The organism is Caenispirillum bisanense, assembly GCF_039523075.1.
GTDB lineage: Bacteria > Pseudomonadota > Alphaproteobacteria > Rhodospirillales > Rhodospirillaceae > Caenispirillum > Caenispirillum bisanense.
Genome location: NZ_BAAAEP010000016.1, coordinates 39,032 through 62,332, shown reverse-complemented (window position 1 = coordinate 62,332; position 23,301 = coordinate 39,032). Strand labels below are relative to the sequence as shown.

The 23,301-nt window shown below is 70.0% G+C and carries 22 protein-coding genes; 15 read left to right on the top strand and 7 right to left on the bottom strand.

What is annotated here, in order from left to right; translation table 11 throughout:
• Positions 1–22 precede the first annotated feature (22 nt).
• Genes ABD056_RS09350 through ABD056_RS09325 form a run of 6 tightly spaced genes read right to left on the bottom strand, consistent with a single transcriptional unit; the run spans position 23 to position 4,917 of the window.
• Positions 23–1,021 carry an MlaD family protein gene (locus ABD056_RS09350; RefSeq protein ID WP_343866292.1) on the bottom strand — a complete coding sequence of 333 codons (999 nt, stop codon included), beginning with the start codon at positions 1,019–1,021 and terminating at the stop codon, positions 23–25.
• A gap of 28 nt (positions 1,022–1,049) precedes the next feature.
• Positions 1,050–1,916 carry an ABC transporter ATP-binding protein gene (locus ABD056_RS09345; RefSeq protein ID WP_343866291.1) on the bottom strand — a complete coding sequence of 289 codons (867 nt, stop codon included), beginning with the start codon at positions 1,914–1,916 and terminating at the stop codon, positions 1,050–1,052.
• A gap of 22 nt (positions 1,917–1,938) precedes the next feature.
• Positions 1,939–2,742: an MlaE family ABC transporter permease gene (locus tag ABD056_RS09340; protein ID WP_343866290.1), complete on the bottom strand. Its 804-nt coding sequence runs from the start codon at positions 2,740–2,742 to the stop codon at positions 1,939–1,941.
• Positions 2,743–3,072 carry an STAS domain-containing protein gene (locus ABD056_RS09335; protein WP_343866289.1) on the bottom strand — a complete coding sequence of 110 codons (330 nt, stop codon included), beginning with the start codon at positions 3,070–3,072 and terminating at the stop codon, positions 2,743–2,745.
• 43 nt (positions 3,073–3,115) lie between these two features.
• Complete coding sequence (locus ABD056_RS09330; RefSeq protein WP_343866288.1) at positions 3,116–3,571, bottom strand: ATP-binding protein; 456 nt, start codon at positions 3,569–3,571, stop codon at positions 3,116–3,118.
• Positions 3,568–4,917: a PP2C family protein-serine/threonine phosphatase gene (locus tag ABD056_RS09325; protein WP_343866287.1), complete on the bottom strand. Its 1,350-nt coding sequence runs from the start codon at positions 4,915–4,917 to the stop codon at positions 3,568–3,570. Before ABD056_RS09325 ends, ABD056_RS09330 begins: the two co-directional genes overlap by 4 nt.
• A gap of 292 nt (positions 4,918–5,209) precedes the next feature.
• On the opposite strand from ABD056_RS09325, the gene ABD056_RS09320 reads away from it, so the two are divergent.
• The 10 genes from ABD056_RS09320 to ABD056_RS09275 all read left to right on the top strand — a co-directional run bounded on the left by ABD056_RS09320 (position 5,210) and on the right by ABD056_RS09275 (position 15,284).
• Positions 5,210–5,902, top strand: a complete 693-nt coding sequence (locus ABD056_RS09320) for a response regulator (protein ID WP_343866286.1) — start codon at positions 5,210–5,212, stop codon at positions 5,900–5,902.
• A 132-nt stretch (positions 5,903–6,034) separates the two neighbouring features.
• The gene (gene egtB / locus ABD056_RS09315; protein ID WP_343866285.1) at positions 6,035–7,393 is read left to right on the top strand and encodes an ergothioneine biosynthesis protein EgtB; all 1,359 of its coding nucleotides are present in this window, start codon (positions 6,035–6,037) and stop codon (positions 7,391–7,393) included.
• 1 nt (position 7,394) lies between these two features.
• A complete protein-coding gene (gene egtD, locus ABD056_RS09310; protein WP_343866284.1) occupies positions 7,395–8,408 on the top strand; it encodes an L-histidine N(alpha)-methyltransferase in 1,014 nt (337 codons plus the stop codon).
• A 214-nt stretch (positions 8,409–8,622) separates the two neighbouring features.
• The gene (locus ABD056_RS09305; RefSeq protein WP_343866283.1) at positions 8,623–10,116 is read left to right on the top strand and encodes a leucyl aminopeptidase; all 1,494 of its coding nucleotides are present in this window, start codon (positions 8,623–8,625) and stop codon (positions 10,114–10,116) included.
• A 121-nt stretch (positions 10,117–10,237) separates the two neighbouring features.
• Positions 10,238–11,674, top strand: coding sequence for a leucyl aminopeptidase family protein (locus tag ABD056_RS09300; RefSeq protein ID WP_343866282.1), 1,437 nt, complete (start codon positions 10,238–10,240; stop codon positions 11,672–11,674).
• Between the two features lie 128 nt (positions 11,675–11,802).
• Positions 11,803–12,009, top strand: a complete 207-nt coding sequence (locus ABD056_RS09295) for a hypothetical protein (protein WP_343866281.1) — start codon at positions 11,803–11,805, stop codon at positions 12,007–12,009.
• A 151-nt stretch (positions 12,010–12,160) separates the two neighbouring features.
• Positions 12,161–13,207 (top strand): AI-2E family transporter, encoded by a 1,047-nt coding sequence (locus ABD056_RS09290; protein WP_343866280.1) that lies wholly within the window; start codon positions 12,161–12,163, stop codon positions 13,205–13,207.
• Between the two features lie 97 nt (positions 13,208–13,304).
• Positions 13,305–14,435, top strand: coding sequence for a cell division protein ZapE (gene zapE, locus ABD056_RS09285; protein WP_343866279.1), 1,131 nt, complete (start codon positions 13,305–13,307; stop codon positions 14,433–14,435).
• Positions 14,436–14,533: 98 nt separating this feature from the next.
• Positions 14,534–14,827: a hypothetical protein gene (locus ABD056_RS09280; RefSeq protein ID WP_343866278.1), complete on the top strand. Its 294-nt coding sequence runs from the start codon at positions 14,534–14,536 to the stop codon at positions 14,825–14,827.
• A gap of 220 nt (positions 14,828–15,047) precedes the next feature.
• Positions 15,048–15,284 carry a hypothetical protein gene (locus ABD056_RS09275; protein ID WP_343866277.1) on the top strand — a complete coding sequence of 79 codons (237 nt, stop codon included), beginning with the start codon at positions 15,048–15,050 and terminating at the stop codon, positions 15,282–15,284.
• Between the two features lie 8 nt (positions 15,285–15,292).
• Here ABD056_RS09275 and ABD056_RS09270 read toward each other — a convergent pair whose 3' ends face one another.
• On the bottom strand, positions 15,293–17,050 hold the full coding sequence (locus tag ABD056_RS09270; protein WP_343866276.1) for an HD domain-containing phosphohydrolase: 1,758 nt from the start codon (positions 17,048–17,050) through the stop codon (positions 15,293–15,295).
• Between the two features lie 239 nt (positions 17,051–17,289).
• On the opposite strand from ABD056_RS09270, the gene ABD056_RS09265 reads away from it, so the two are divergent.
• The 5 genes from ABD056_RS09265 to ABD056_RS09245 all read left to right on the top strand — a co-directional run bounded on the left by ABD056_RS09265 (position 17,290) and on the right by ABD056_RS09245 (position 23,238).
• Entirely contained in the window at positions 17,290–18,798 is a 1,509-nt protein-coding gene (locus ABD056_RS09265; RefSeq protein ID WP_343866275.1) for a UbiD family decarboxylase, read from the top strand.
• 255 nt (positions 18,799–19,053) lie between these two features.
• The gene (locus ABD056_RS09260) at positions 19,054–20,409 is read left to right on the top strand and encodes a TldD/PmbA family protein (RefSeq protein ID WP_343866274.1); all 1,356 of its coding nucleotides are present in this window, start codon (positions 19,054–19,056) and stop codon (positions 20,407–20,409) included.
• Positions 20,410–20,795: 386 nt separating this feature from the next.
• The gene (locus ABD056_RS09255) at positions 20,796–21,839 is read left to right on the top strand and encodes a Ppx/GppA phosphatase family protein (protein ID WP_343866273.1); all 1,044 of its coding nucleotides are present in this window, start codon (positions 20,796–20,798) and stop codon (positions 21,837–21,839) included.
• Positions 21,840–21,844: 5 nt separating this feature from the next.
• A complete protein-coding gene (locus ABD056_RS09250; protein WP_343866272.1) occupies positions 21,845–22,621 on the top strand; it encodes an RlmE family RNA methyltransferase in 777 nt (258 codons plus the stop codon).
• Positions 22,618–23,238, top strand: coding sequence for a septation protein A (locus ABD056_RS09245; protein ID WP_425545026.1), 621 nt, complete (start codon positions 22,618–22,620; stop codon positions 23,236–23,238). The genes ABD056_RS09250 and ABD056_RS09245 overlap by 4 nt, the downstream gene beginning before the upstream one ends.
• Positions 23,239–23,301: the final 63 nt, after the last annotated feature.

Below are 23,301 nucleotides of genomic sequence, written 5' to 3'. Positions count from 1 at the left end.
CTCTCCTTGCGTGCAGGCACGATCAGCGTCCGGGACCGCCGCCGGTGCCCGGCCCGCGCTCCGGCACATCGCGCGAACGCAGGATCAGGCTGGGGTCCTGACGGATCGACTGGCTGAACTCCAGCATGTTGCGGCTGGTGGCATCCAGGTTGTAGGTGATGGTGTCGATGTCGCGGGCAATGGTGCCCATGGTATAGCGCAGGTCCTTCAGCGCCTCGTTCACCTCGCCGCTGTTGTCATCCACCAGGGTGTCGATGCGGGCGATGACGTCGCCGATGCTGTCGCGCATGGTCAAAAGGCCCTGGGTCAGGGTGGTCATGTCGCGGGTGGCGCTTTCGACGTTGCGGATGGAGGCGTTGAGGCTGTCGATGTTCTCGGCGCTCAGCACCTTTTCGTTCAGGTCGCGGGCGGCGCTGGTGAGATTGCCCATGAGTTCCGGCGTGCGGCGGGCCATGTCCTCGGTCAGGGCGCGCACCTGGCGCAGGATCTCCGGCGCTTCGTCGGCCAGCGGCTGGTTGATGGCGTTGACCGTCTCGTTCAGGCTGCGCATGAGCGGCGCCAGGGTGTTCTCGGCAATGTCCTGGAAGCTGCCGGCGACGTCCTGCAGGGTGGCGAACAGGTTGGTGGAGGCGCGGCCGGCGATGCGGCTGCCGGGGTCCAGCGCCACCGGGCTGCGGCCGCCGGCGATGTTGATGACGATGCCGCCGAGGAAGCCGCTGGCCATGACGTCGGCGCGGCTGTCCTCGGGGATCGGCCAGCCCTCGCGCACCGACAGTTCTACCCGGAAGCGGGTGCGGCCGTTCTCCCGCTCCGGCGCGATGCTCTCCACCTGGCCGATGGTATAGCCCTCGTAGAGCACCTGGGTGCCGTACTTCAGCCCGTTCACGTTGTCGTAAAGGGTGTGGTAGGGCACGGTCGCGCCGGTACGGCCGGTGAGCAGCGCCAGCGCCACCACCAGCCCGACCATGGCCGCCAGCACGAAGGCGCCGACGATGGCGTAGTTGAGGCCGCTGGTCCTCATGTCCGGCTCCCGGTGCGGCGCAGGCTCGTCATGACGTCTCTCCGGTCAGGCGCCGCAGGTACTCCTCGGGATCGAGCACCTCCTCTTCGGTGCGGCGGTTCAGCAGGTTCTGGATGCGGTGGTCGGGGTTGGCCTTCACCTCGTCGACCGGGGCGATGGTCAGCACCGCCCCCTTGTCGAGCACGCAGATGCGGTCGGCGATCTTGAAGGCGCTGTCCAGTTCGTGGGTCACCACCACCACCGACATGCCGGTGGCGGCGCGCAGGGACAGGATCAGGTCGTCGATGGCCGAGGCCACCACCGGGTCGAGGCCGGCCGAGGGCTCGTCGCAGAACAGGATGCGCGGGTCCATGACGATGGCGCGGGCAAGCGCCGCGCGCTTGATCATGCCGCCCGACAGTTCCGCCGGCATCAGCTTCTCGAACCCCGACAGCGACACCACCTCCATCTTCATGCGCGCCATGATTTCCATGGTCGAGCGGTCAAGGTCGGTGTGCTCGAACAGCGGCAGCATGATGTTCTCGATCAGGTTCATGGAGCTGAACAGCGCCCCGCCCTGAAAGGCCACGCCCAGCTTCTTGCGGATCTCGGTGAACTCGCGCTCGCTGATGCGGGTGATGTCCTTGCCGAGGATGCGGATGGTGCCCGAGGTCGGCTTCAGCAGCCCGAGCAGATGGTTGAGCAGCGTCGACTTGCCGGAGCCGGAGCCGCCCATGATGACCAGGATCTCCCCCTGCCGCACCGACAGGGTGACGTCCTTCAGGATCTTGCGCTCGCCGAAGTGGGTGACCAGGTTTTCCACCTCGATCACGTCCTCCCGCTCGTCGAGCGGGATGCCCTCCAGCTCGGCGGCGGTGGGCGGGCGGCGGTCGGCGGCGGCGGCGGTGCGGGCCATGCTGGTCGTCTCCTTGCCGCGGTCAGCGCGTGGTCACGAAGACGAACAGCATGTCGGTGATGATGATCGCCGAGATGGCGTGCACCACCGACCGCGTGGTCATGCGGCCGACCCCTTCCGCCCCGCCGGACACCGACAGGCCGTTGATGACGCCCACCAGCACGATCAGCACCGCGAACAGCACGCTCTTGCCCAGGCCGTGCAGCAGGTCGTTGGCGGTGATCGATTCAATGGCGTCCAGCCAGTAGGCCGACAGGGTCTGCCCCAGCTCCGCCGAGATGTAGAGGCCGGCGGCCAGCAGCCCGATCAGGTCGGCGTAGAAGGTCAACGCCGGGATCATCACCAGCGCCGCCAGCAGCGGCGGCGCCACCAGGAAACGCACCGGGTTGATGCCCATGACCGTCAGGGCGTCGATCTCCTGGCTGATCTTCATGGTGCCGAGCCGCGCCGCCAGGGCCGAGCCCGACCGCCCGGCGACCAGGATGCCGGTGATCAGCGGCCCGAACTCGCGCACGATGGACAGCGCCACGCCGAGCGTCACCTTGCTCTCGGCGCCGAAGATGCGCAGGCTGTAGATCCCCTGGATGGCCAGCATGATGCCGATGGTGCCGGACATGATGGTGACGATGGGCAGGGCGCGGATGCCGATGTCCATGGCTTCCTTCACCACCGCCGACAGCCGCACCGGCTGGCGGCGGGCGCGGCCGATCACCGTCCACAGCAGCGCCTGGCCCAGCAGCACGGCGGCGAAGCCCAGCTCCGCCACCGCCGCAACGGCGGCGCGACCCATGCGGTCGAGGAAGGATATGGCCTTCGCCTGCGCCATTCAGACCGCCGCCAGCGCGTCGTCCAGGGTGGGGCGGATGTCGAACACCTTGTCCAGCCGCGCCAGCTGCATCACCCGCAGGGCGGCGGCGGAGACGGCGCACAGGATGAAGGGCGTGCTCTGCTTGCGGGCGGTCTGGTAGGCCTCCACCAGGCTGGCGATGCCCGAGCTGTCGATGTAGGACACCTGCGACAGGTCCACCACCAGCGGCATCCGGCGGCCGAGCGCGTCCAGCAGCGCCCGCCGCACCCCCGGCGACCGCTCCAGGTCCACCTCGCCCGACAGGTGGGCGACGGCGGCATTGCCGCGGGTGGAGATGTCGACCGTCATCGTGCCCTACCCCCTTTGATCCTCATGCGACCTCCCGATGGTTCTACCGTTGCGGCGCGGCATTGGCAAAGCGCTTCACCATGCGGAAGAGGTTGCCTGCCCCCTCCGGCGCGGCGGCGAACCCCGCCTCTTCGCACAAGGCCTCGATGAGATGAACGCCCAGCCCGCCCGGACGCACGTCGTCAAGATCGCGTCCGCGGACCTGCGAAGGGTCTACGGTAGGGGCGAAATCAAGGATTTCAACGGCGACTCCGTCGCCGTCGGGGGTGCGCGACAGGGTGATGCACAGGTCGCCGGGCTGCCCGGCATAGGCATGGCGGACCACGTTCTGGCAGGCTTCGTCCACCGCCAGCATCAGGTCGTCGGCCCAGGGTTCCGGGGCGCCGGCCAGCAGCGCCGCCTCGCGCACCACCCGGCGGATCATGCGCAAGGAGGCCGGAGTCGCCGCCACCCGCAGGTGGGCAAGCAGGGTGGGATCGGGCAGCACGGAGGCCATCATGACGCCGCCCCCCGTTCCACCACCAGCAGGGTGACGTCGTCGCGCAGCGGCCGGTCGGGGCGGCGCACGCGGTCCAGCATGGCCGCCAGCCGCTCCGGCGCCGGCAGGGCGCGCAGGTCGAGGATCATGCGTTCCGCCCCCTCCACCCCCAGCGACTCGTTGCCCTCGGCCGCCACGTAGGCTTCCGTCAGGCCGTCGGTGAAGATGTAGAGGGCGCTGCCGTCCTCCAGCGCCAGGTCATGCTCGGGATAGCCCTCCGCCCCCACCAGATCGGGCGCGATGCCAAGCGGCGGCGCCAGCGCCGGCACGGCGATGAAGCTGTCCGACCCGGCGGGCAGGAACAGCGGCGGCTCGTGCCCGGCATTGGCCAGCCGCAGCCGGCCGCTCCAGGTGTCGTAGAAGCCGGCCACCATGGTCACGAACATGCCGTGGCTGCCCGTCTCGCACAGTTCCGCGTTGATGGCGGCGAGCAGGCGGCCGGGGCTGGCGATGGTTTTCGACAGGCAGCGGAACAGGCTGGCGGTTTTGGTCATCAGGATGGCGGCGTTCATTCCCTTGCCGCTAACGTCCCCGAGGGCGAACCAGATGCGATCGCCCGGCCGTTCCTCCACGATGTCGAAGAAATCGCCCGACACCAGCCGGGCCGGCACGTTGACGCCGTGGACCGGAAAATCCGCCGGCGCCTCGCGCGGCAGCAGGCCGCGCTGGATTTCCGCCGCCAGGGCCAGTTCATGACGGCCGCGTTCCTGCTCCATCAGCCGCTGGGTGAGGCGGAAGTTGTCGATGGCGAGCGCCGCCGAGCCGGCCAGCACCTCCAGCAGGGTGCGGTCGTGGTCGTCGAACAGGCCGTCGCCGGAGGCCTTGTTGATGATCTCGATGGCGCCCAGCCGCTCCGACCCCAGCGACAGCGGCGCCACCAGCACCGAGCGGGTGACGAAGCCGGTGCGTTCCGTCACCTCCTGACCGCCGAAGTCGGGGTCGCGGCCGGCGTCGCGCACCATCTGGGTCTGGTTGAGCACCACCGCCCGGCCGACGATGCCCTTGCGCAGCGGCAGCCGCATGCCGGTGACGTCCACCGGGCCGAAGCAGGCGACGCACACCAGGTCGTGCCCCTCCTCGTCGAGCAGGAACAGCGACGATGCCTCCGCCCCCAGGAAGGTGGTGATGCGGGCCAGACCGTGGCGGCTGACCGTCTGGCTGTCGCGGGAGGAGGAAAATTCCCGCGTCATCTCGGCGATCAGCGCCATGTGGCTGGCGAAGACCTCGCGGTCGCTCGCCATCAGGTCGCCGCGGGCCGGGGCGGCGCGGCCGGACCCGGCCGGGGAAGAGGAAGAATCGGTCGTCATCTCCCCATGATGGGGTGCGGCACCGGCGCTGTCACTAGCCGCCTGGGTAAGGGGCCGCCGGGGGCGCTGGCAACTCCGTCATTATCATGAAATGCCGATACAGCCGCCGATTGTGCGTCGTAATCTTGTACGGAATGGCGTAGGGTAGTACCGTCCAAAGGTGTAGCGGGCGTATATGCCCTCCGGTGGAGCGAGGGAACCGTGACGGGAACCGCGAGAGGGGCGCGGCAACCGGGGCGCACGGCTCCAGACAGGCTCCGCAGGGCGGCAGGATAGGTGAGGGGTGAGCAGCTTGAAGATATTGATCGCGGACGACCACGAACTGTTCCGGGACGGCCTGCGTCTGGTGCTGGGAGAACTCGGCCCCGACCTGCAGGTCATCGAGGCGTCGAGCTATGACCAGACCCTGGAGATCGCCAACCGCGAAGACGGGCTGGATCTGGTGCTTCTCGACCTCGTCATGCCCGGCATGCCGTGGAACGAGGGCCTGGGCGCCGTCAAGCGCCGGCTGCCGAAGGTGCCGGTGGTGATCCTGTCGGCCTCGGAAGAACGTCGCCTGGTGCTGGAGGCGGTGCGCCTCGGCGCCGCCGGCTTCATCCCGAAGACCAGCTCCAGCAAGGTCATGCTGTCGGCCCTGCGGCTGGTGATGTCGGGCGGCGTCTACCTGCCGCCGGCGCTGATCGACGAAAGCGCCGTTGTCGGCCGCAATGCCGAGCCGGTGCATGCCGACCTGTCGCTGGATGCCGCGCCGCTGACGCCGCACCAGCGCGAGGTGCTGGCGCTGCTCGGCCAGGGCAAGTCCAACAAGGAAATCGCCCGCATCCTCAACCTGTCGGAAGGCACGGTGAAGCTGCACGTCACCGCCATCCTGAAGGCGCTGAACGTCAGCAACCGCACCGGCGCCGTGGTGGCGGCCTCGCGCCTCGGCCTGACCAGCCTGAAGACCGACGGCGAGCCGCTGCAGGACCGCCTGGCGACCGCCTGATCGTAAACGCCGCCGCGCCGCCCCCGGCCGGTCTTCCGGCTGAGGGCGGCGGGCGCGGCTGCCGCCGACGCAACGGCGGCTTCCTCCCTGCGTTGAAGAAGCGACTGCTTCACCAACCGGGGACACTCACGCATGCCGGAAGCCCGCTGCGACGCCGACGCCGCCCTTGCGCCGTTGGCCGCCGGCGACCGCGACAGGGCCCGCACCCGCTACCGCAGCATCCGCCGCGCCACCGAACGGCTGGCGGCGCCGCTGTCGCCGGAAGACATGCAGGTACAGTCGCGGCCCGAGTGCAGCCCCACCAAGTGGCACCTGGCCCATGTCACCTGGTTCTTCGAAACCTTCATCCTGCGCGCCGTCAGCCCCGACCGGCCGCCGTTCCGCCCTGCCTTCCCGCTGCTGTTCAACAGCTATTATGAAGGGGCCGGGCCGCGTCATCCGCGGCCGCAGCGCGGCCTGCTGACCCGCCCGCCGCTGGCCGAGGTGATCGCCTGGCGCAAGGCGGTGGACGAGGCCATGGAGGCGCTGATCCTGCGCGCCGATGCCGCCACCTGGGCGACGGTGGCGCCGCTGCTCGACATCGGGCTGGCGCACGAGCAGCAGCACCAGGAACTCATCCTGATGGATATCCTGGACCTCTTCGCCGCCAATCCCACCGCCCCCGTCTACCGCCACCCGCCCGCCGGCGGCGGCGACGGCAGTCCGTCAGCGGCAGCGCCCCTGGACTGGCACCACCACCCCGGCGGCATCGTCGCCATCGGCCACGACCCGTCCGCCGGCTTCGCCTTCGACAACGAGGGGCCGCGCCACGAGGTGCTGCTGCCGCCCTTCCGGCTGGCCTCCCGCTGCGTCACCGTCGGGGACTGGCTCGCCTTCATGGCCGACGGCGGCTACGACCGCCCCGACCTGTGGCTGATGGACGGCTGGGCGACAGTGCAGCGCGAGGGCTGGCGCAGCCCCGCCTACTGGCGCCGCACCGCCGATGACGCCACCGCCGCCGATGATCCCGCCGGCTGGCGCCAGTTCGGCCTGCACGGGCTGCGGCCGCTCGACCCGGCGGCGCCGGTGGTGCATGTCAGCTTCTACGAGGCCGACGCCTATGCCCGCTGGGCCGGCGCCCGCCTGCCGACGGAACAGGAGTGGGAGGCGGTGGCGGCCGAAGTGCCGGTGCAGGGCCGCCTGCTCGCCGACCCCGACCGCGACCTGCTGCTGCCCCTGGCGCCCGTCCCGGCCTCCGAGCCGGCGGCGCCGCTGCAGCTTTTTGGCGACGTGTGGGAATGGACGGCCAGCCCGTACCGCCCCTACCCCGGCTATCGCCCGCCGGCCGGCACGCTGGGCGAATACAACGGCAAGTTCATGAGCAACCAGATGGTCCTGCGCGGCGGCAGCTGTGTCACGCCGGCCGGCCACATGCGTTCAACCTACCGGAACTTCTTCTACCCCCACGACCGCTGGGCCTACAGCGGCGTCAGATTGGCGGAGGACGTCTGAAATGCACCACGGCCTGACCTTGCCCACCCCCGCAGCCGCCGCGCCGCTGTCGCTGCCGCCCGGCCTGGCGGAATTCGTCGACCTCGGCCACGACAGCGACACCTTCGGCCCCGACGTGCTGCGCGGCCTGTCGGCGACGCCCAAGGCGATCCCCGCCAAGTACTTCTACGATGCCATCGGCTCCCGCCTGTTCGACCGCATCTGCCAGCTGCCGGAATACTACCCCACCCGCACCGAGATGCAGATCCTGAAGGCCCATCGGGCGGAGATCGCCCGCCTGATCGGCCCCGACGCCTGTCTGGTGGAATTCGGCTGCGGCTCGCTCGCCAAGGTGCGCCAGTTGGTGGAGGCGATGCCGCGCCTCGGCGGGCTGGTGGCGGTGGACATTTCCCGCGACCATCTGCTGGATGCCGCCACCGCCCTGGCGGAGGATTACCCGCGCCTGCCGGTGGCGGCTGTGTGCGCCGACTTCACCCGCCCGCTGTCGCTGCCCGGCATCGCCCAGCAGCGCCGCCGCGTCGGCTTCTTCCCCGGCTCCACCATCGGCAACTTCGAGCCCGACGAGGCCCGCAGCTTCCTGCGCACGGTGGCCGACGACCTGGGGCCGCAGGGTGCCCTGCTCATCGGCGTCGATCTGGTGAAGGACCGCGAGACGCTGGAGCGCGCCTATAACGACCGCGACGGCCTCACCGCCGCCTTCAACCTCAACCTGCTGTCGCGCATCAACCGCGACCTGTGCGGCAGCTTCGAGCCGCGCTTCTTCCGCCATCACGCCTTCTGGAACGAGGACGCCTCGCGCATCGAGATGCACCTGATCAGCCGCCGCCGCCAGCGCGTCCACCTGGCCGGCCGCTCCGTGCTGTTCGACGAGGGCGAGGCGGTGCATACGGAGAACAGCTACAAATACACGGTGGAGGGCTTCCACCGCCTGGCCGGCGAGGCCGGCTTCCGCCCGGCGCAGACCTGGACCGACAGCCAGCGCCTGTTCAGCCTGCATTTCCTTACCGTCGGCTGAGCTTCTGCCGACCGTCGACCGCCGCCAGCACTGCCTTGACCACCCCGCTCATGCCCCCCACCTGCATGAGCGGGGTTTTCTTCGGCTGTGGTTTCGCTACAGTCGTAGCCAGCCGCACCTTTTGCGTTTTCTGCGCCGCCCGCGGGGCTTCGGCTCCGCCCCCGCCCCGCCCGGCGCGCAATCCATTGTAGTCAGGCACGAGGATCGTTCGATCATGAAGATTTCCTTCGCCAAGCCCGCCGTTCCCGAGACGGGCGCCCTTGCCGTTGTGGTCGCCCAGGGCGACGAGCCGGGGGCCTTTCTCAAGGACCTCGACGGCACGCTCGGCGGCGCCCTGACCCGCGCCCGCACCGCCGGCCGGTTCGAGGGCAAGGCCGGTCAGACGCTGGTGCTGCTGGCCCCGGCCGGCACCCAGCTCGACCGTCTGGTGCTGGTCGGCCTGGGCAAGGCGGAGGAAGCCGACACCCTCGCCCTGCAGGCCGCCGGCGGCACCGCCTATGCGGCGCTGGCCGACGACCGCCAGGCCTGCATCGTGGTCGACGGGCTTGATGCCTCGCGCCTGGACGAGTCCGAGGCCGTCGCCCAGGTGGCCTTCGGCGCCCGCCTGCGCAGCTACCGCTTCGACAAGTATCGCACCACCGAGAAGAAGGACGACAAGCCCAAGCTCGCCAAGCTGACCGTCGCCGGTGCCGACGCCAACGGCGCCAAGAAGGCCTGGGCGGCGCTGGAGGCGGTGGCCGAGGGCGTGTTCCTCACCCGCAACCTGGTCAGCGAGCCGGCCAACATCATCCACCCCGAAAGCTTCGCCAAGGAATGCGAGGCGCTGGCCGAGGTGGGCGTCAAGGTCACCGTGCTGGGCGAGAAGGAGATGAAGAAGCTCGGCATGGGCGCGCTGCTCGGCGTCGGCCAGGGCTCGGCGCGCGAAAGCCAGATGGTGGTCATGGAATGGCAGGGCGCCGACGACAGGAAGGAGGCGCCGGTCGCTTTCGTCGGCAAGGGCGTGTGCTTTGACTCCGGCGGCATCTCCATCAAGCCGGCCGCCGGCATGGAAGACATGAAGTGGGACATGGGCGGCGCCGGCGTCGTCACCGGCCTCATGCGCGCGCTCGCCGGCCGCAAGGCGAAGGCCAACGTGGTCGGCCTGATCGGGCTGGTGGAGAACATGCCGTCGGGCACCGCCCAGCGCCCCGGCGACGTGGTCACCAGCGCCTCGGGCCAGACCATCGAGGTCATCAACACCGACGCCGAAGGCCGCCTCGTGCTGGCCGACGTGCTGTGGTACGCCCAGGAAAAGCACAAGCCGAAGGCCATCGTCGACCTCGCCACCCTCACCGGCGCCATCATCATCAGCCTGGGCAGCGAGCACGCCGGCCTGTTCTCCAACGACGACACCCTGGCCGAGCAGATCGCCGCCGCCGCCAAGGCGACCGGCGAAAAGGTCTGGCGCATGCCGCTGGGCGATGCCTACGACAAGCAGATCAAGTCCGACATCGCCGACATGAAGAACACCGGCGGCCGCGAGGCCGGCAGCATCACCGCCGCCCAGTTCCTCAAGCGGTTCGTCAAGGACGACCTGCCCTGGGCCCACATCGACATCGCCGGCGTCACCTGGTCGAAGAAGGACAGCCCGACGGTGCCGAAGGGCGCCACCGCCTTCGGCGTGCGCCTGCTCGACCGTCTGGTGGCGGATCAGTACGAGGCGAAGTAAGCCCGCCCCTCCCGACGCGGCGGCGCTCCGGCAGCGGGGCGCCGCCGCGCGCATGATCGGACACATGCAGGCCGCATGATCGACATCCGCTTTTCCGCCCTGGCGCCCGACGGCGACACGCGTGCTCGGCGTGTGGGAGGGCGGCAACGCATCCGCCGCCGCCCGGGCGCCGCAGGTGGCCGCCGTGGTGGCGCGGGCGCTGGCCGCCTCGCCGGCCTTCACCGGCCGCGAAGGGCAGGTGCTGACCGTGCTGGCACCCGAGGGCGTGGCGGCGGAGCGGCTGGTGCTGCTCGGCCTCGGCCCCTTCGGCGGCATGGAGCCCCACCGCGCCCGCCGCCTGGGCGCCGCCGTGGCCGCCGCCCTGGGCTGCAGCGGCGCCGGGACGCTGGCGGTGGACCTCGACCTCGACCCGGAGGCCGCCGCCGCCTTCGCGCAAGGGCTGGTGCTGCGCCTGCCCGACCCGTCGCCCTGGCACAGCCGCCCCGACCCCGCCGCCGCGCCGACCGTCCGCGCCGCCACCCTGCGCCTTGCCGCCACCGCCGCCGCCGAAGACCTGTGGCAGCGGGCGCGGGCGGAAGCCGAGGGCGTGCTACTGGCCCGCGGACTGGTGGAGGCGCCGGGCAACATCCTCACCCCCACCGCCTTCGTCGAGCGGGCGCGGGCGCTGGAGGTGCTGGACGTCAGGGTGGAGGTGATCCAGGGCGTGACGGCGCTGGAGGCCGCCGGCTGTGGCCTGCTGGCGGCGGTCGGCCGCGCCTCCGCCCACCCGCCGGCGCTGGTGACGCTGACCTGGCCCGGTCATGGCGCAGCGGCGGCGGCGCCGCCGCTGGTGCTCGTCGGCAAGGGCATCACCTTCGACACCGGCGGCCTCTCCCTCAAACCGGCCGACGGCATGGAGCGCATGAAGGGCGACATGGGCGGGGCGGCGGCGGTGCTGGGCGCCGTCCACGCCCTTGCCGCCATGCAGGCCGCCTGCCCCGTGGTCGGCGTGCTCGCCATCGCCGAGAACATGCCCGGCGGCGACGCCCTGCGCCCCGGCGACATCCTGCGCGCCTGCAACGGCCTGACGGTGGAGGTGGTCGATACCGATGCCGAGGGCCGGCTGGTGCTGGCCGACGCCATCGCCCATGCCACGGCGGCGCGGCGGCCGCGGGCGGTGGTCGACGTGGCGACGCTGACCGGCGCCGTCGTCACCAGCCTCGGCCGCCACATGGGCGGGCTGTTCTGCTCCGATGCCGCGCTGGCGACGGCCCTGCGCGCCCTGGGGGATGGGGTGGGCGAGCCGCTGTGGCCGCTGCCGCTCGACCCGGCGCTCGACGACGACCTGCGCAGCGACGTGGCCGACCTGCTGCAATGCGCCCCGGCCGGGCGCTTTCTGCCCGATGCCCTGCACGCCGCCCGCTTCCTGTCCCGCTTCGTGCCCGCCGGGGTGCCGTGGGCGCATCTCGACATCGCCGGGCTGGCATGGACCGATGACGACCGGCCGCTGTCCCGCCGCGGCGCCACCGGCTTCGGCGTCCGCCTGCTGACGGCGCTGGCGCACCGGCTCGCCGTCTGAGGCGCCGGCCCTCGCCGCCGCCACCGTCCTGTCACCGCTTTGCCACGACACCCGGGCGCGATCCGGCTCGTTCTTCTTCCAACAGGGGCGCCACGGCGCCGACCAAGACCGAAGAAGGAGAAGCGATCATGCGTCGCATGCACAAGCTTGGCCCGAAGACCGTCCTCACCGCCCTGGTCCTGGGCCTGACGGCGCCGGTGCTGGCCGCCTGCGAGGACGAAGGCCCGATGGAACAGATGGGCGAACAGCTGGACGAAGCCGGCGAGGAAAGCGCCGAAGCCATGGAAGATGCTGCCGACCGCATGGAGGAGCGCACCGACCGCCTGGTCGACTGATCCCGCCCCCTCCCGAGGCGATGAACGGCAGTCCGGGCCGCCCCTTCCTGCTCCTGGGGGCGGCCCGGTCCTTTTGCGCCGGCGGCACCGGCGAACGCCGCCGGGGCGCCGCGTGTTGATGCGGTGACCCCGCCGCCGCCGGAGACATCCCATGCTGCCCGAGGCCGAACGCCGAGACCTCGCCGCTTTCACCCGGCGGGTGCTGATCGTCGCGGCCGTGGTGACCGGCCTGTGGGCGCTGTGGAAGATGGCGACCTTCGTCATCCTCGCCTTCGCCGGGGTGCTGCTGGCCGTCATCCTGCACCGGACGGCCGCCCTGCTCGCCCGCCTGCTGCGCATCGGCCGCATCTGGGGCCTTGCGCTGCTGCTGGTGCTGGCGGCGGTGACGCTGGTCGGCGGCGGCGCCCTGTTCGGCGCCCAGGCGGTGGCCCAGTTCCAGGAACTCAGCCAGACCGTGGAGCAAGGTTTCGGCCGCATCCGCGAGTGGATGGACGACACCGGCCTGATGGCGGTGGTGGAGGACACCACCGGCGGCGGCCTGCTGGACGGCGGCATGGCCATGCGGGTGATGACCGTCGCCTCCACCCTGTTCGACTTCGTGGTCGGCGTGCTCATCATCGTGTTCGTCGGCATCTATCTGGCGGTGTCGCCGGGCACCTACCGCACCGGCACGCTGATGCTGTTCCCGCCCAGCCGCCAGGACCGCATCGCCACCACCCTGGATGCCATGGGCGAAGGCCTGTGGCGGTGGACCCTCGGCCAGCTGGTGTCCATGCTGGCGGTGGGTGTGGGCGCGACGGTGCTGCTGCTGGCGCTGGATGTGCCCATGGCACTGGCGCTCGGCATCGTTGCCGGCGTGCTGGAGTTCATTCCCATCCTCGGCCCCTGGCTCGGGGCGGTGCCGGCGGTGCTGGTGGCGCTGACCGTCGATGTCGCCACCGCCGGCTGGGTGGCGCTCGGCTTCTTCGTGCTGCAGCAGGTGGAAAGCTACGTCATCGCCCCGGCGGCGGCGCGCTGGGCGGTGCATCTGCCGCCGGCCCTGGCGGTGGCGGCGACGGTGATCTTCACCCTGCTGTTCGGCTTCCTCGGCCTGGTGTTCGCGACGCCCTTCATGGTGGCGGTGATCATCGCCGTGCGGTCGCTCTACATCCGCGGCGCCCTGCAGCAGGACCCCGGCGACGGCCGCATGCCCGGCTGAGCCGCCCGCCGCGCCGCCGACCCTTCCGCGCGGCGGCATTTGCCGCTATCGTCCGGGCTCTGCGACTTCCTTCGCCCAGCCAGCCCTGACGGACCCGATGCCGCCCACCGGACCCCTCGCCCTCTACCGCAGCAAGCTTGCCTCCGGCGAGCTGAAGCCCGATTCGGCCCAGGCCCTGGCGGCCGAGAAGCTGGAGAGCCTCGCCCACGCCCTGCAGGGCTACGAGCCCTCCACCGGCGCCACCGGCTGGCGCGCCCGCTTCGGCTTCGCCCTGCGCCACCGCCGCGAGGAACCGGAAACGCCGCCGGGGCTCTACATCTACGGCGAGGTGGGGCGCGGCAAGTCCATGCTCATGGACCTGTTCTACCAGACGGCGCCGGTGGCGAAGAAACGCCGCCTGCACTTCCACGAGTTCATGCGCGACATCCACGCCGACTTCCACGCCCGCCGCAAGAGCAGGTCGGGCGGCGACGACGCGCTCGCCGACATCGCCCGCGGGGTGGCGGAAAAGACCTGGCTGCTGTGCCTGGACGAGCTGGAAATCCACGACATCGCCGACGCCATGATCGTCGGCCGCCTGTTCGAGGCGCTGATCGCCGCCGGCACGGTGATCGTCACCACCTCCAACCGGCCGCCGCAGGATCTCTACAAGGATGGCCTGCAGCGGGAGAAGTTCCTGCCCTTCATCGACCTGCTGTGCCGCCGCCTGGACGTGCTGCAGCTGGCCTCGGTGACCGATTACCGCCTGGGGCGGGTGCAGGGGTCCAAGGTCTACGTCACCCCCCTGGGGCCCACGGCCGATGCCGAGATCGAGGCCATCTTCCAGCGCCTGCTCGACGGCAAGCCGGCGGCGCCCGATTCGGTGGTGGTGCACGAGCGCGTCATCCCGGTGCCGCTGGCCGGCAACGGCACGGCGCGGTTTTCCTTCACCGACCTGTGCGACAAGCCGCTCGGCACCCACGACTACCTGCAGATCGCGACGCTCTACGACTGCGTGGTGATCGAGCGCATTCCCCGCCTGGGGCCGGAGAACCGCAACCAGGCGCGGCGCTTCGTGACGCTGATCGACGCCCTCTACGACCACAAGACCCTGATGGTCTGCTCCGCCGAGGCGCCGCCGGAAGACCTGTACCTGGAAGGCGACGGCAAGTTCGAATTCCAGCGCACCGTCAGCCGCCTGATGGAAATGCAGAGCGAAGACTACATCCGCCTGCCGCATCTGACCTGAGGGGGCTTTGCCCTCCGTGATCCCGTCCCCATGTCGTTTGGCAGCGTTTATTTCGGGGATCAGCCGGGTTATCCTCGGCAATGAAACGGGAGATGGTCATGCCGGACATCACTGCGATTCAGGACGTGGTTGAAACCGTGCTGCGGGAGCAGTTCGGTGACGCCGATGTTCATGTCGGCGCCGTGAGCCGCGAGCAGGATTGGGAAGGGGGCCCGCTGCTGCGCATCAACATCCTGTTCGACAACGGCGGCCGCATCCTGAACCCGCGCACGTCCTCGGGCCTCGTGCGGCATATCTGGCCGCGGCTGTCGAACCTGGGCGAAGACGCCTTTCCGGTTCTCTATTACCTCGACCGCAGACAAGCGGAGGGGGCCGGCACTGAAGCCGCCTGACCTGCTTCTGGCCGCGGACGATCTTGTCGCCGCTGGAAGAGGAAACGCGCGGCAGGCAAATCTCCGCCGCGCGGTCAGTTCCGCCTATTATGCCCTCTTTCACTGCCTCGCGCGCAGCGGTGCGGACCTGCTTGTCGGCAGTACTCGGCAGGCCCGCAGTGATGCGGCGTGGCGTCAGACCTACCGCGCGCTTGACCATGGGCTGGCAAAGCAGAACTGCATGGACCTGGCCGCAATCTCGCGGTTCCCGCAGGACATCCGGGATTTCGCCGCCGCCTTCGTGACCCTCCAGGCCAAGCGCCACAGCGCGGACTACGACCCTTTCGCCCGGTTTGCCAGAAGCGACGTCCTGCAGGATATCGCCGACGCGCGCGACGTCATCGCCCGGTTTCGCCGGGTACCGGCAGCCGACCGGCGCGCCTTCGCGGTCTTTGTCCTGTTCAAACGACGCCCCTAAGCCTCCCCCTACTCCGCCGCGTCCTTCCGCGTCAGGTACTGGGTGAGGTCCACGTCGTCGATCTGGTCTTCCCGCAGGCATTCCTCGGCATAGCGGCGGTAGACGCCGGAGCGCAGGAACAGTTCGAACAGGTCGCCGTCGATGTGGTTGTCCTTGCGCATGAAGTTGAGGATCTTCACGCACTCCGACAGCCGTTTCGGCGTCTTGTAGGGGCGGTCGGCGGCGGTCAGGGCCTCGAAGATGTCGGCGATGCCCATGATGCGTTCCGACACCCCCATCTGCTCGCCCTTCAGGCCGCGCGGGTAGCCGGTGCCGTCCATCTTTTCGTGGTGGTTGCCGGCGATCTCCGGCACCCGCCGCAGGTTCTTGGGGAACGGCAGCTTCTTCAGCATTTCCTGGGTCACCACGATGTGGTCGTTGATGACCTTGCGTTCCTCGTCGGTCAGGGTGCCGCGGCCGATGCACAGGTTGTAGATCTCGCCGCGATTGTACACGCCGACCCGGTGGTCCGGCCGGTCGGACAGCAGCGGCTCCACCGCCGGCGGGGGCGGCGGCGGATCGTCGGTGAGGCGCTGCGCTTCCTCCCACGACAGGCCGAGGGTACGGTCGAAGTGGCGCACGAAGGTGCGGGCGGCGATGTCCTTCACCCGCGCCTTGCGGTCGTCGGACATGAACTCGCCGCCGATGTTGCACTCTGCGATGAAGCGCCAGTCGGCATCCAGGGCCGCGCAGGTGGCGTCGAACTCGGCCCGCAGCGCCGCCTCGTCGCCACCTTCAGCGATGCCCTTCCACAGGGCGATCTCGGCATCGCGGCGCAGCACCTCGAAGCGGGTCCGCACCTCGTGGATGCGGTCGTAGATGGTTTCCAGCTTGGTGGCCTTGTCGACCACATATTCCGGCGTCGTCACCTTGCCGCAGTCGTGCAGCCAGGCGCCCAGGTACAGTTCGTACTTCTCGTCCTCGTCCAGCTCGTAGTCGGCGAACGGGCCGTCCTGCTCGGCGCAGGCGGCGTCGGCCAGCATGATGGCGAGCTTGGGCACGCGGGCGCAGTGGCCGCCGGTATAGGGCGACTTGGAGTCGATGGCCTCCGCGATCACCTTGATGACGCTGTCGAGCAGTCGCTTCTGGGCGGCGATCAGCTGCTGGTTGTCGATGGCGACGGCGGCCTGGCTGGCCAGCGCCTCCACCAGCGGCTGCACCTCGGCGGAGAACGACACCACGGTGCCGTCGTCGGTGCGGGCGTTGATCAGCTGCAGCACGCCGATGACCAGCCCGGAATAGTTCTTCAGCGGGATGGTGAGGAACGACCGCGAGCGGTAACCGGTGCCGGCATCGAACTTCTTGGTGCCGGAGAAGTCGAAGCCTTCCGCCTCGTAGGCGTCGTCGATGTTGATGGAGGCGCCGGTCAGGGCCACATGGGTGGCGACGTTGTTGTGGTTGGGCTGGCCGGTTTGCGGGTTGAACAGCGGCAGCGGCGGGAACGGGATGGGCACGCCGGTGGTGCCGCCCATGGCGGTGTTCAGGGTGTCGTTGCGCAGGATGGTGAAGCGCAGGGTATCGTCGTCGGTGCGCAGATACAGGGTGCCGCCGTCGGCGTTGGTGAGATCCTTCGCCTCCAGCAGGATGCGTTCCATCAGCCGGTCGTGGTTGTGCTCCGCCGACAGGGCGATGCCCAGTTCGATGAGCTTCTCCAGCCGACGGTTGCGTCGCGCCTCGTCAGGCGTTTCCGCCTGCGCCGACAGTGCCAGGGTCGATTCCACAGCCATCCCGCATCCCTTCCGACGGCGGCCCCCGCTGCCGCCGCTGCCCATGACGCCCCTATGATGACGCCCCAAGTGTACCTGAATGCCCGCCTGCATCCGGCCCCTGACTTTAGCATAGTCATAGGTGGTAGATAGCCCCTCGCGTGCCGAAATGTTGCGGTGCAGGCGGGCCACTGCGGGCTTGACGCCCCGGCCTGCATCCGGTCTGGTTGACCAACCCATTGAAGGACCACGAAACCACCATGCCCTTTGCGTCGCTGCGCGATTTCATGGACCGGCTGGAGCGGGAGGGCCGCCTGGTGCGCGTCCGCACGCCGGTGTCCACCCACCTGGAAATGACCGAGATCCAGACCCGCCTGCTGGCGGAGCAGGGGCCGGCGGTGCTGTTCGAGGATGTCCGCCGCGAGGACGGCACGCCGCACGACATGCCGGTGCTGGTCAACCTGTTCGGCACGGTGGAGCGCGTCGCCTGGGGCATGGACCGCACGCCGGAGCAACTGCGCGAGGTGGGCGAGACGCTGGCCTTCCTCAAGCAGCCGGAACCGCCCGGCGGCTGGCGCGAGGCGCTGGAGCTGATGCCGCTTCTGAAGACGGTCATGGCCATGAAGCCGAAGACCGTCGGCTCCGCCCCCTGCCAGGAGGTGGTGCTGACCGGCGACGACGTCGACCTGTCGCGCATCCCGGTGCAGGGCTGCTGGCCGGGCGAGCCGGCGCCGCTCATCACCTGGCCGCTGGTGGTGACCCAGGGCCCGACCGGCAAGCGGGAGGACGCCTTCAACCTCGGCATCTACCGCATGCAGGTGACGGGGAAGAATACGACCCTCATGCGCTGGCTGAAGCATCGCGGCGGCGCCCAGCACTACGCCCGCTGGGCGAAGGAGAAGAAGCATCCGCTGCCGGCCGCGGTGGTCATCGGCGCCGACCCCGGCGTCATCCTGGCGGCGGTGACGCCGGTGCCGGATACCCTGTCGGAATACCAGTTCGCCGGCCTGCTGCGCGGCCGCAAGGTGGAGCTGGTGGACTGCAAGACGGTGCCGCTCAAGGTGCCGGCGACGGCCGAGATCGTGCTGGAAGGCCACGTCATGCTCGACGAGTTCGGCGACGAGGGGCCGTACGGCGACCACACCGGCTATTACAACAGCGTGGAGCCGTTCCCGGTGTTCCGGGTGTCGGCCATCACCATGCGGCGCAAGCCGATCTACCTGTCCACCTTCACCGGCCGCCCGCCCGACGAGCCGAGCGTGCTGGGCGAGGCGTTGAACGAGGTGTTCATCCCCCTGCTGGTGCAGCAGTTCCCGGAGATCGTCGATTTCTGGCTGCCGCCGGAGGGCTGTTCCTATCGCATTGCCGTGGTCAGCATGAAGAAGGCCTACCCCGGCCATGCCAAGCGGGTGATGATGGGGGTGTGGTCGTTCCTGCGGCAGTTCATGTACACCAAGTTCGTCATCGTGGTGGACGACGACATCAATTGCCGCGACTGGAAGGACGTCATGTGGGCCATCTCCACCCGCATGGACCCGGCGCGCGACATCACGGTGGTGGAGGGGACGCCCATCGACTATCTCGACTTCGCCTCGCCGGAAAGCGGCCTCGGCGGCAAGATCGGGCTGGACGCCACCAACAAGTGGCCGCCCGAGACCAAGCGCGAGTGGGGCGAGAAGATCCGCATGACCGACGAGGTGATCGACACCGTCACCCGCAAGTGGGACAGTTACGGCCTGCCCGGCAGCGGCAAGCCGATCTGGAAGTAAAGGCACCGGAGCCCTCGCGCGACCGTTCGAGCAAGCCACGATCCCACGGCGCGACGGCGCCGCGCGGCCCCTGCCGCGAGAGCCAAGCGGGCCGAAGGTCCGCGCCCGGCGCCTGAGGGCAAACAGACTGCCCGGCGCCTGAGGGGCAAAGAGTAACCTACGGCGCGACCGCGCCGCGCGGCCCCTGCCGCGGGAGCCAAGCGGGCACAGGCCCGCGCCCGGCGCCTGAGGGGCAAACAGAAAGAAGGAGTAACCATGAGCCAGGCCCAGCAGGATACCGCCGCCCTTTCGCTGCTTGATGATCTGGTGCGCAAGGCGCAGGCGGCCGGGGCCGATGCCGCCGATGCGGTGCTGGTGGATGCCCGCTCGCTGTCGGTCGGCTATCGCCTGGGCGAGCTGGAGCACCTGGAGCGCAGCGAGGGCCAGGACATCGGCCTGCGGGTCTTCGTCGGCAAGCGGTCGGCCATCGTCTCCTCCGCCGACAGCCGGCCGCCGGCCCTGGCGGAACTGGTGGAGCGCGCCGTCGCCATGGCGCGGCAGGTGCCGGAGGACGAGTTCTCCGGCCTCGCCGACCCCGACCAGCTGGCCCGCGAGCTGCCCGACATCGACTGCTTCGACCCGACCGAACTCAGCGCCGAGCAGATGATCGCCATGGTGACGGAGGCGGAGGACATCGCCCGCCAGAACCCGAAGATCGTCAACAGCGAGGGCGCGCAGGCCGGCTGGGGGCATTCGTCGGTGGCGGTGGTGGGCAGCAACGGCATGGCGCTGTCCTACCGCGTCTCCAACGTGTCGCTGTCCTGCGTGGTGCTGGCCGGCGGTGACGACGGCGGCATGGAGCGCGACTACGACTACGACACCACCAACTACGTCGAGGCCCTGAAGTCGCCGGCGGAGATCGGCCGCCGCGCCGCCGAGCGGGCCGTGCGCCGGGTGGGCGCGCGGCGGCTGAAGACCATGCGGGTGCCGGTGATCTACGATCCGCGCGTCTCCCGCGGCATGATCGGCCACCTGCTGGGGGCCATCAACGGCGCCAGCATCGCCCGCGGCACGTCGTTCCTGAAGGACAAGCTGCACCAGCCGGTGATGAGCGAGGCCATCACCCTGGTGGAAGACCCCCACCGCCCGCGCGGCCTGCGCTCCCGCCCCTGCGACGGCGAAGGGCTGCCCAACGTGCGGCGCAACCTGGTCGACCAGGGCACCCTCACGACCTGGCTGCTCGACCTGCGCTCCGCCCGCCAGCTGGGGCTGCAGAGCACCGGCCACGCCAGCCGGGGCACCTCGTCGCCGCCGTCACCCTCGGCCACCAACGTGTGGATCGAGCCCGGCAGCCAGTCCCCGCAGGAACTGATGGCCGACCTAAAGGAAGGCATCTACGTCACCGACCTGTTCGGCTCCGGCGTCAACGGCATCACCGGCGACTACAGCCGCGGCTTCTCCGGCCTGTGGATCGAGAACGGCGAATGCGCCTTCCCGGTCAACGAGATGACCATCGCCGGCAACCTCAAGGACATGTTCCGCACCCTGACGCCGGCCAACGACCTCGACCTGCGATTCGGCATGGATGCACCCACCCTGCGCCTGGAAGGCGTGACGGTGGCCGGGCAGTAGCAGGACGACCGGCGACCAGGACCTGATCCGTCCGGACGTGGTGGCCGGCGTCGAAGATGACGGTCCGGTCGGCGGATAGCGGGAAGGACAGGAACCGCACTCGGAGGAAAGACCAGCCCCGCTCGACCGGATTGAATTTGGAGAGAGTACGGCGGCAGCGGGACGAGAGTGATGTTGTCCGGAACGCGTGGCGCCGCCTGCAAGCCGGAATGAAACGGGCTTTTTTTGCCCCGCCCCGGTGCGCCGGTCGCCCGCAGGCGCGGTTTCCGGCAGCGGTGGGGTTTCATCGGAGGGCGTGGTGCTATAGGTTATAAGGAAAGCGTAACCTATGGCCGCCCTCGCCACAGGAACGGGCGGGCGGCCGAGAGCGAGGACCGATTGGAACCGTGGGTGTGATCAGCGCTGGACATCCGGTGGCCGGGCTCGGTCCGGCGGCGCGGCGCAGCCTCGGTGCAGCGGATGGCGATGGCGTCTATGCCGCCATCGACCTGGGGACCAACAATTGCCGCATGCTGGTCGCCCGGCCGACGCCGGACGGCTTTCGGGTGATCGACAGCTATTCGCGCATCACCCGCCTCGGCGAAGGGTTGGCCGGCAGCGGCAAGCTGTCGCGGGCGGCCATGGACCGCACCCTGGATGCCCTGTCCCACTGCGCCGACAAGATGCACCGCCGAGGCGTCACCGCCGCCCGCACCGTGGCGACGGAAGCCTGCCGCCGGGCCCGCAACGGCCCCGACTTCCTGGACGAGGTGCGACGCCGGACCGGCCTGCGCCTTGAAACCATCTCGCCCGCCGAGGAAGCGCGGCTGGCGCTGGCCGGCTGCGCCCCGCTGCTGGATGCCGACATCCCCTATGCCCTGGTGTTCGACATCGGCGGCGGATCGACCGAACTGCTGTGGGTGGAGGTGCAGCCGGGCGGCCGCCTGGACGTGCAGGGCCTCGCCAGCCTGCCGCTGGGCGTCGTCACGGTGGCGGAGGAATGCGGCGGCGGCGACCTGTGCGACCGCACCTATCGGGCGGTGAAGGAACGGGTGGTGCATCTGCTGCGGCCGTTCGAGTCCATGCACACCCTGGCCGACCGGGTGCGGCGGGGCGAGGTGCAGATGCTCGGCACCTCGGGCACCGTCACCACGCTGGGCGGGGTTCACCTCGGCCTCAAGCGCTATGACCGCTCGCTGGTGGACGGCATCAGCATCGATTTCGCCGACATCCTCGACGTCAGCCGCCGCCTGTGCTGCATGACCCTGCGCGAACGCGCGCAGCAGCCGTGCGTCGGGCGGGAACGGGCCGACCTGGTGCTGTCCGGCTGCGCCATTCTTGAAGCCCTGTGCGAGCTGTGGCCGGTGGGACGCCTGCGCGTCGCCGACCGCGGCCTGCGCGAGGGCATGCTGCTCGACCTCATGCGGGTCGATGCCATGGAGGTTGCATAACGATCATGACACGCAAGCCCACCTCCTCCCGCGGCGGCGCCCGGCGCTCTGCGGCGGGGGCGGTCGCCAATACGGGCGGCCGGCAGCTGACGGTGCGGGTGAAGACCGCCAAGCAGCGGTCCAAGTCCTCCGCCGCGTGGCTGCAGCGCCAGCTGAACGACCCCTATGTCGCCGAAGCCAAGGCGCGCGGCCTGCGATCCCGCGCCGCCTTCAAGCTGATCGAGCTGGACGACCGCTTCGGCGTGCTGCGCCCCGGCGCCCGCGTGGTCGACCTCGGCGCCGCCCCCGGCGGCTGGACCCAGGTGGCGGTGGAACGGGTGAAGGCCGGCCAGCCCGGCGGCGGTCAGGTGGTCGGGCTCGACATCCTGGAGTGGGAAAGCGTGCCCGGCGCCACCTGCATCACCAAGGATTTCAACGACGACGACGCGCCGGACGTGCTCAAGAAGGCGCTCGGCGGCCCGGCGGACGTGGTGCTGTCGGACATGGCGGCCCCCACCACCGGCCACCCGGCGACCGACCACCTGCGCATCATGAACCTGCTGGAGCTGGCCTGGGACTTCGCCGAGGACGTGCTCGCCCCCGGCGGCACCTTCATCTGCAAGGTGTTCCAGGGCGGCACCGAGGGCGACCTGCTGGCCCGCATGAAGCAGTCGTGCGAGACGGTGCGCCACGCCAAGCCGCCGGCCAGCCGCAAGGACAGCGCCGAGCTGTACGTCATCGCCAGCGGCTTCAAGGGCCGCCCGGCGACCACCGCCGCCAGGCATCAGGAGGACGAGGCGTGAGCGCCGAACCGCAGACGTCGACCGACACCCCCACCCCGGCCACCGCCGCGCCGGCCAAGCCGGCCATGAACCAGTGGCTGAAGCTGCTGCTGGAGGCCGGGCCGCTGGTGGTGTTCTTCGTCGGCAACAACAAGTTCGGCATCATCCCGGCCACCGGCGCCTTCGTGGTGGCGACGGTGATCTCGCTGGCCGTGACCTGGGCGCTGGTCCGCCGCCTGCCGGCGGTGCCGCTGATTTCCGGCATCTTCGTCGTCGGCTTCGGCGGGCTGACGATCCTGCTGGAGGACGAGCTGTTCATCAAGCTCAAGCCCACCATCGTCAACGCCCTGTTCGCGCTGACCCTGTTCGTCAGTCTGGGCCTGCGCAAGAACGTGCTGAAGATCGTGTTCGACGCCGCCTTCCACCTCACCGACGAGGGCTGGCGCAAGCTGACCTGGCGGTGGGCGTGGTTCTTCGTGCTGCTGGCCGCCCTGAACGAAGTGGTCTGGCGCACCTTCCCCACCGACGTGTGGGTGCAGTTCAAGGTGTTCGGCATCATGCCGCTGACCATCGTGTTCAGCCTGACGCTGATCCCGCTGCTGACCAAGTACCACCCGGAGAAGGAAGGCCAGGCCTGACGCCCAGGTGCCGGCCCGCTTGACCGCGGGCCGGGCGCGCCCCATTCTCAGGAAGGAAGACAG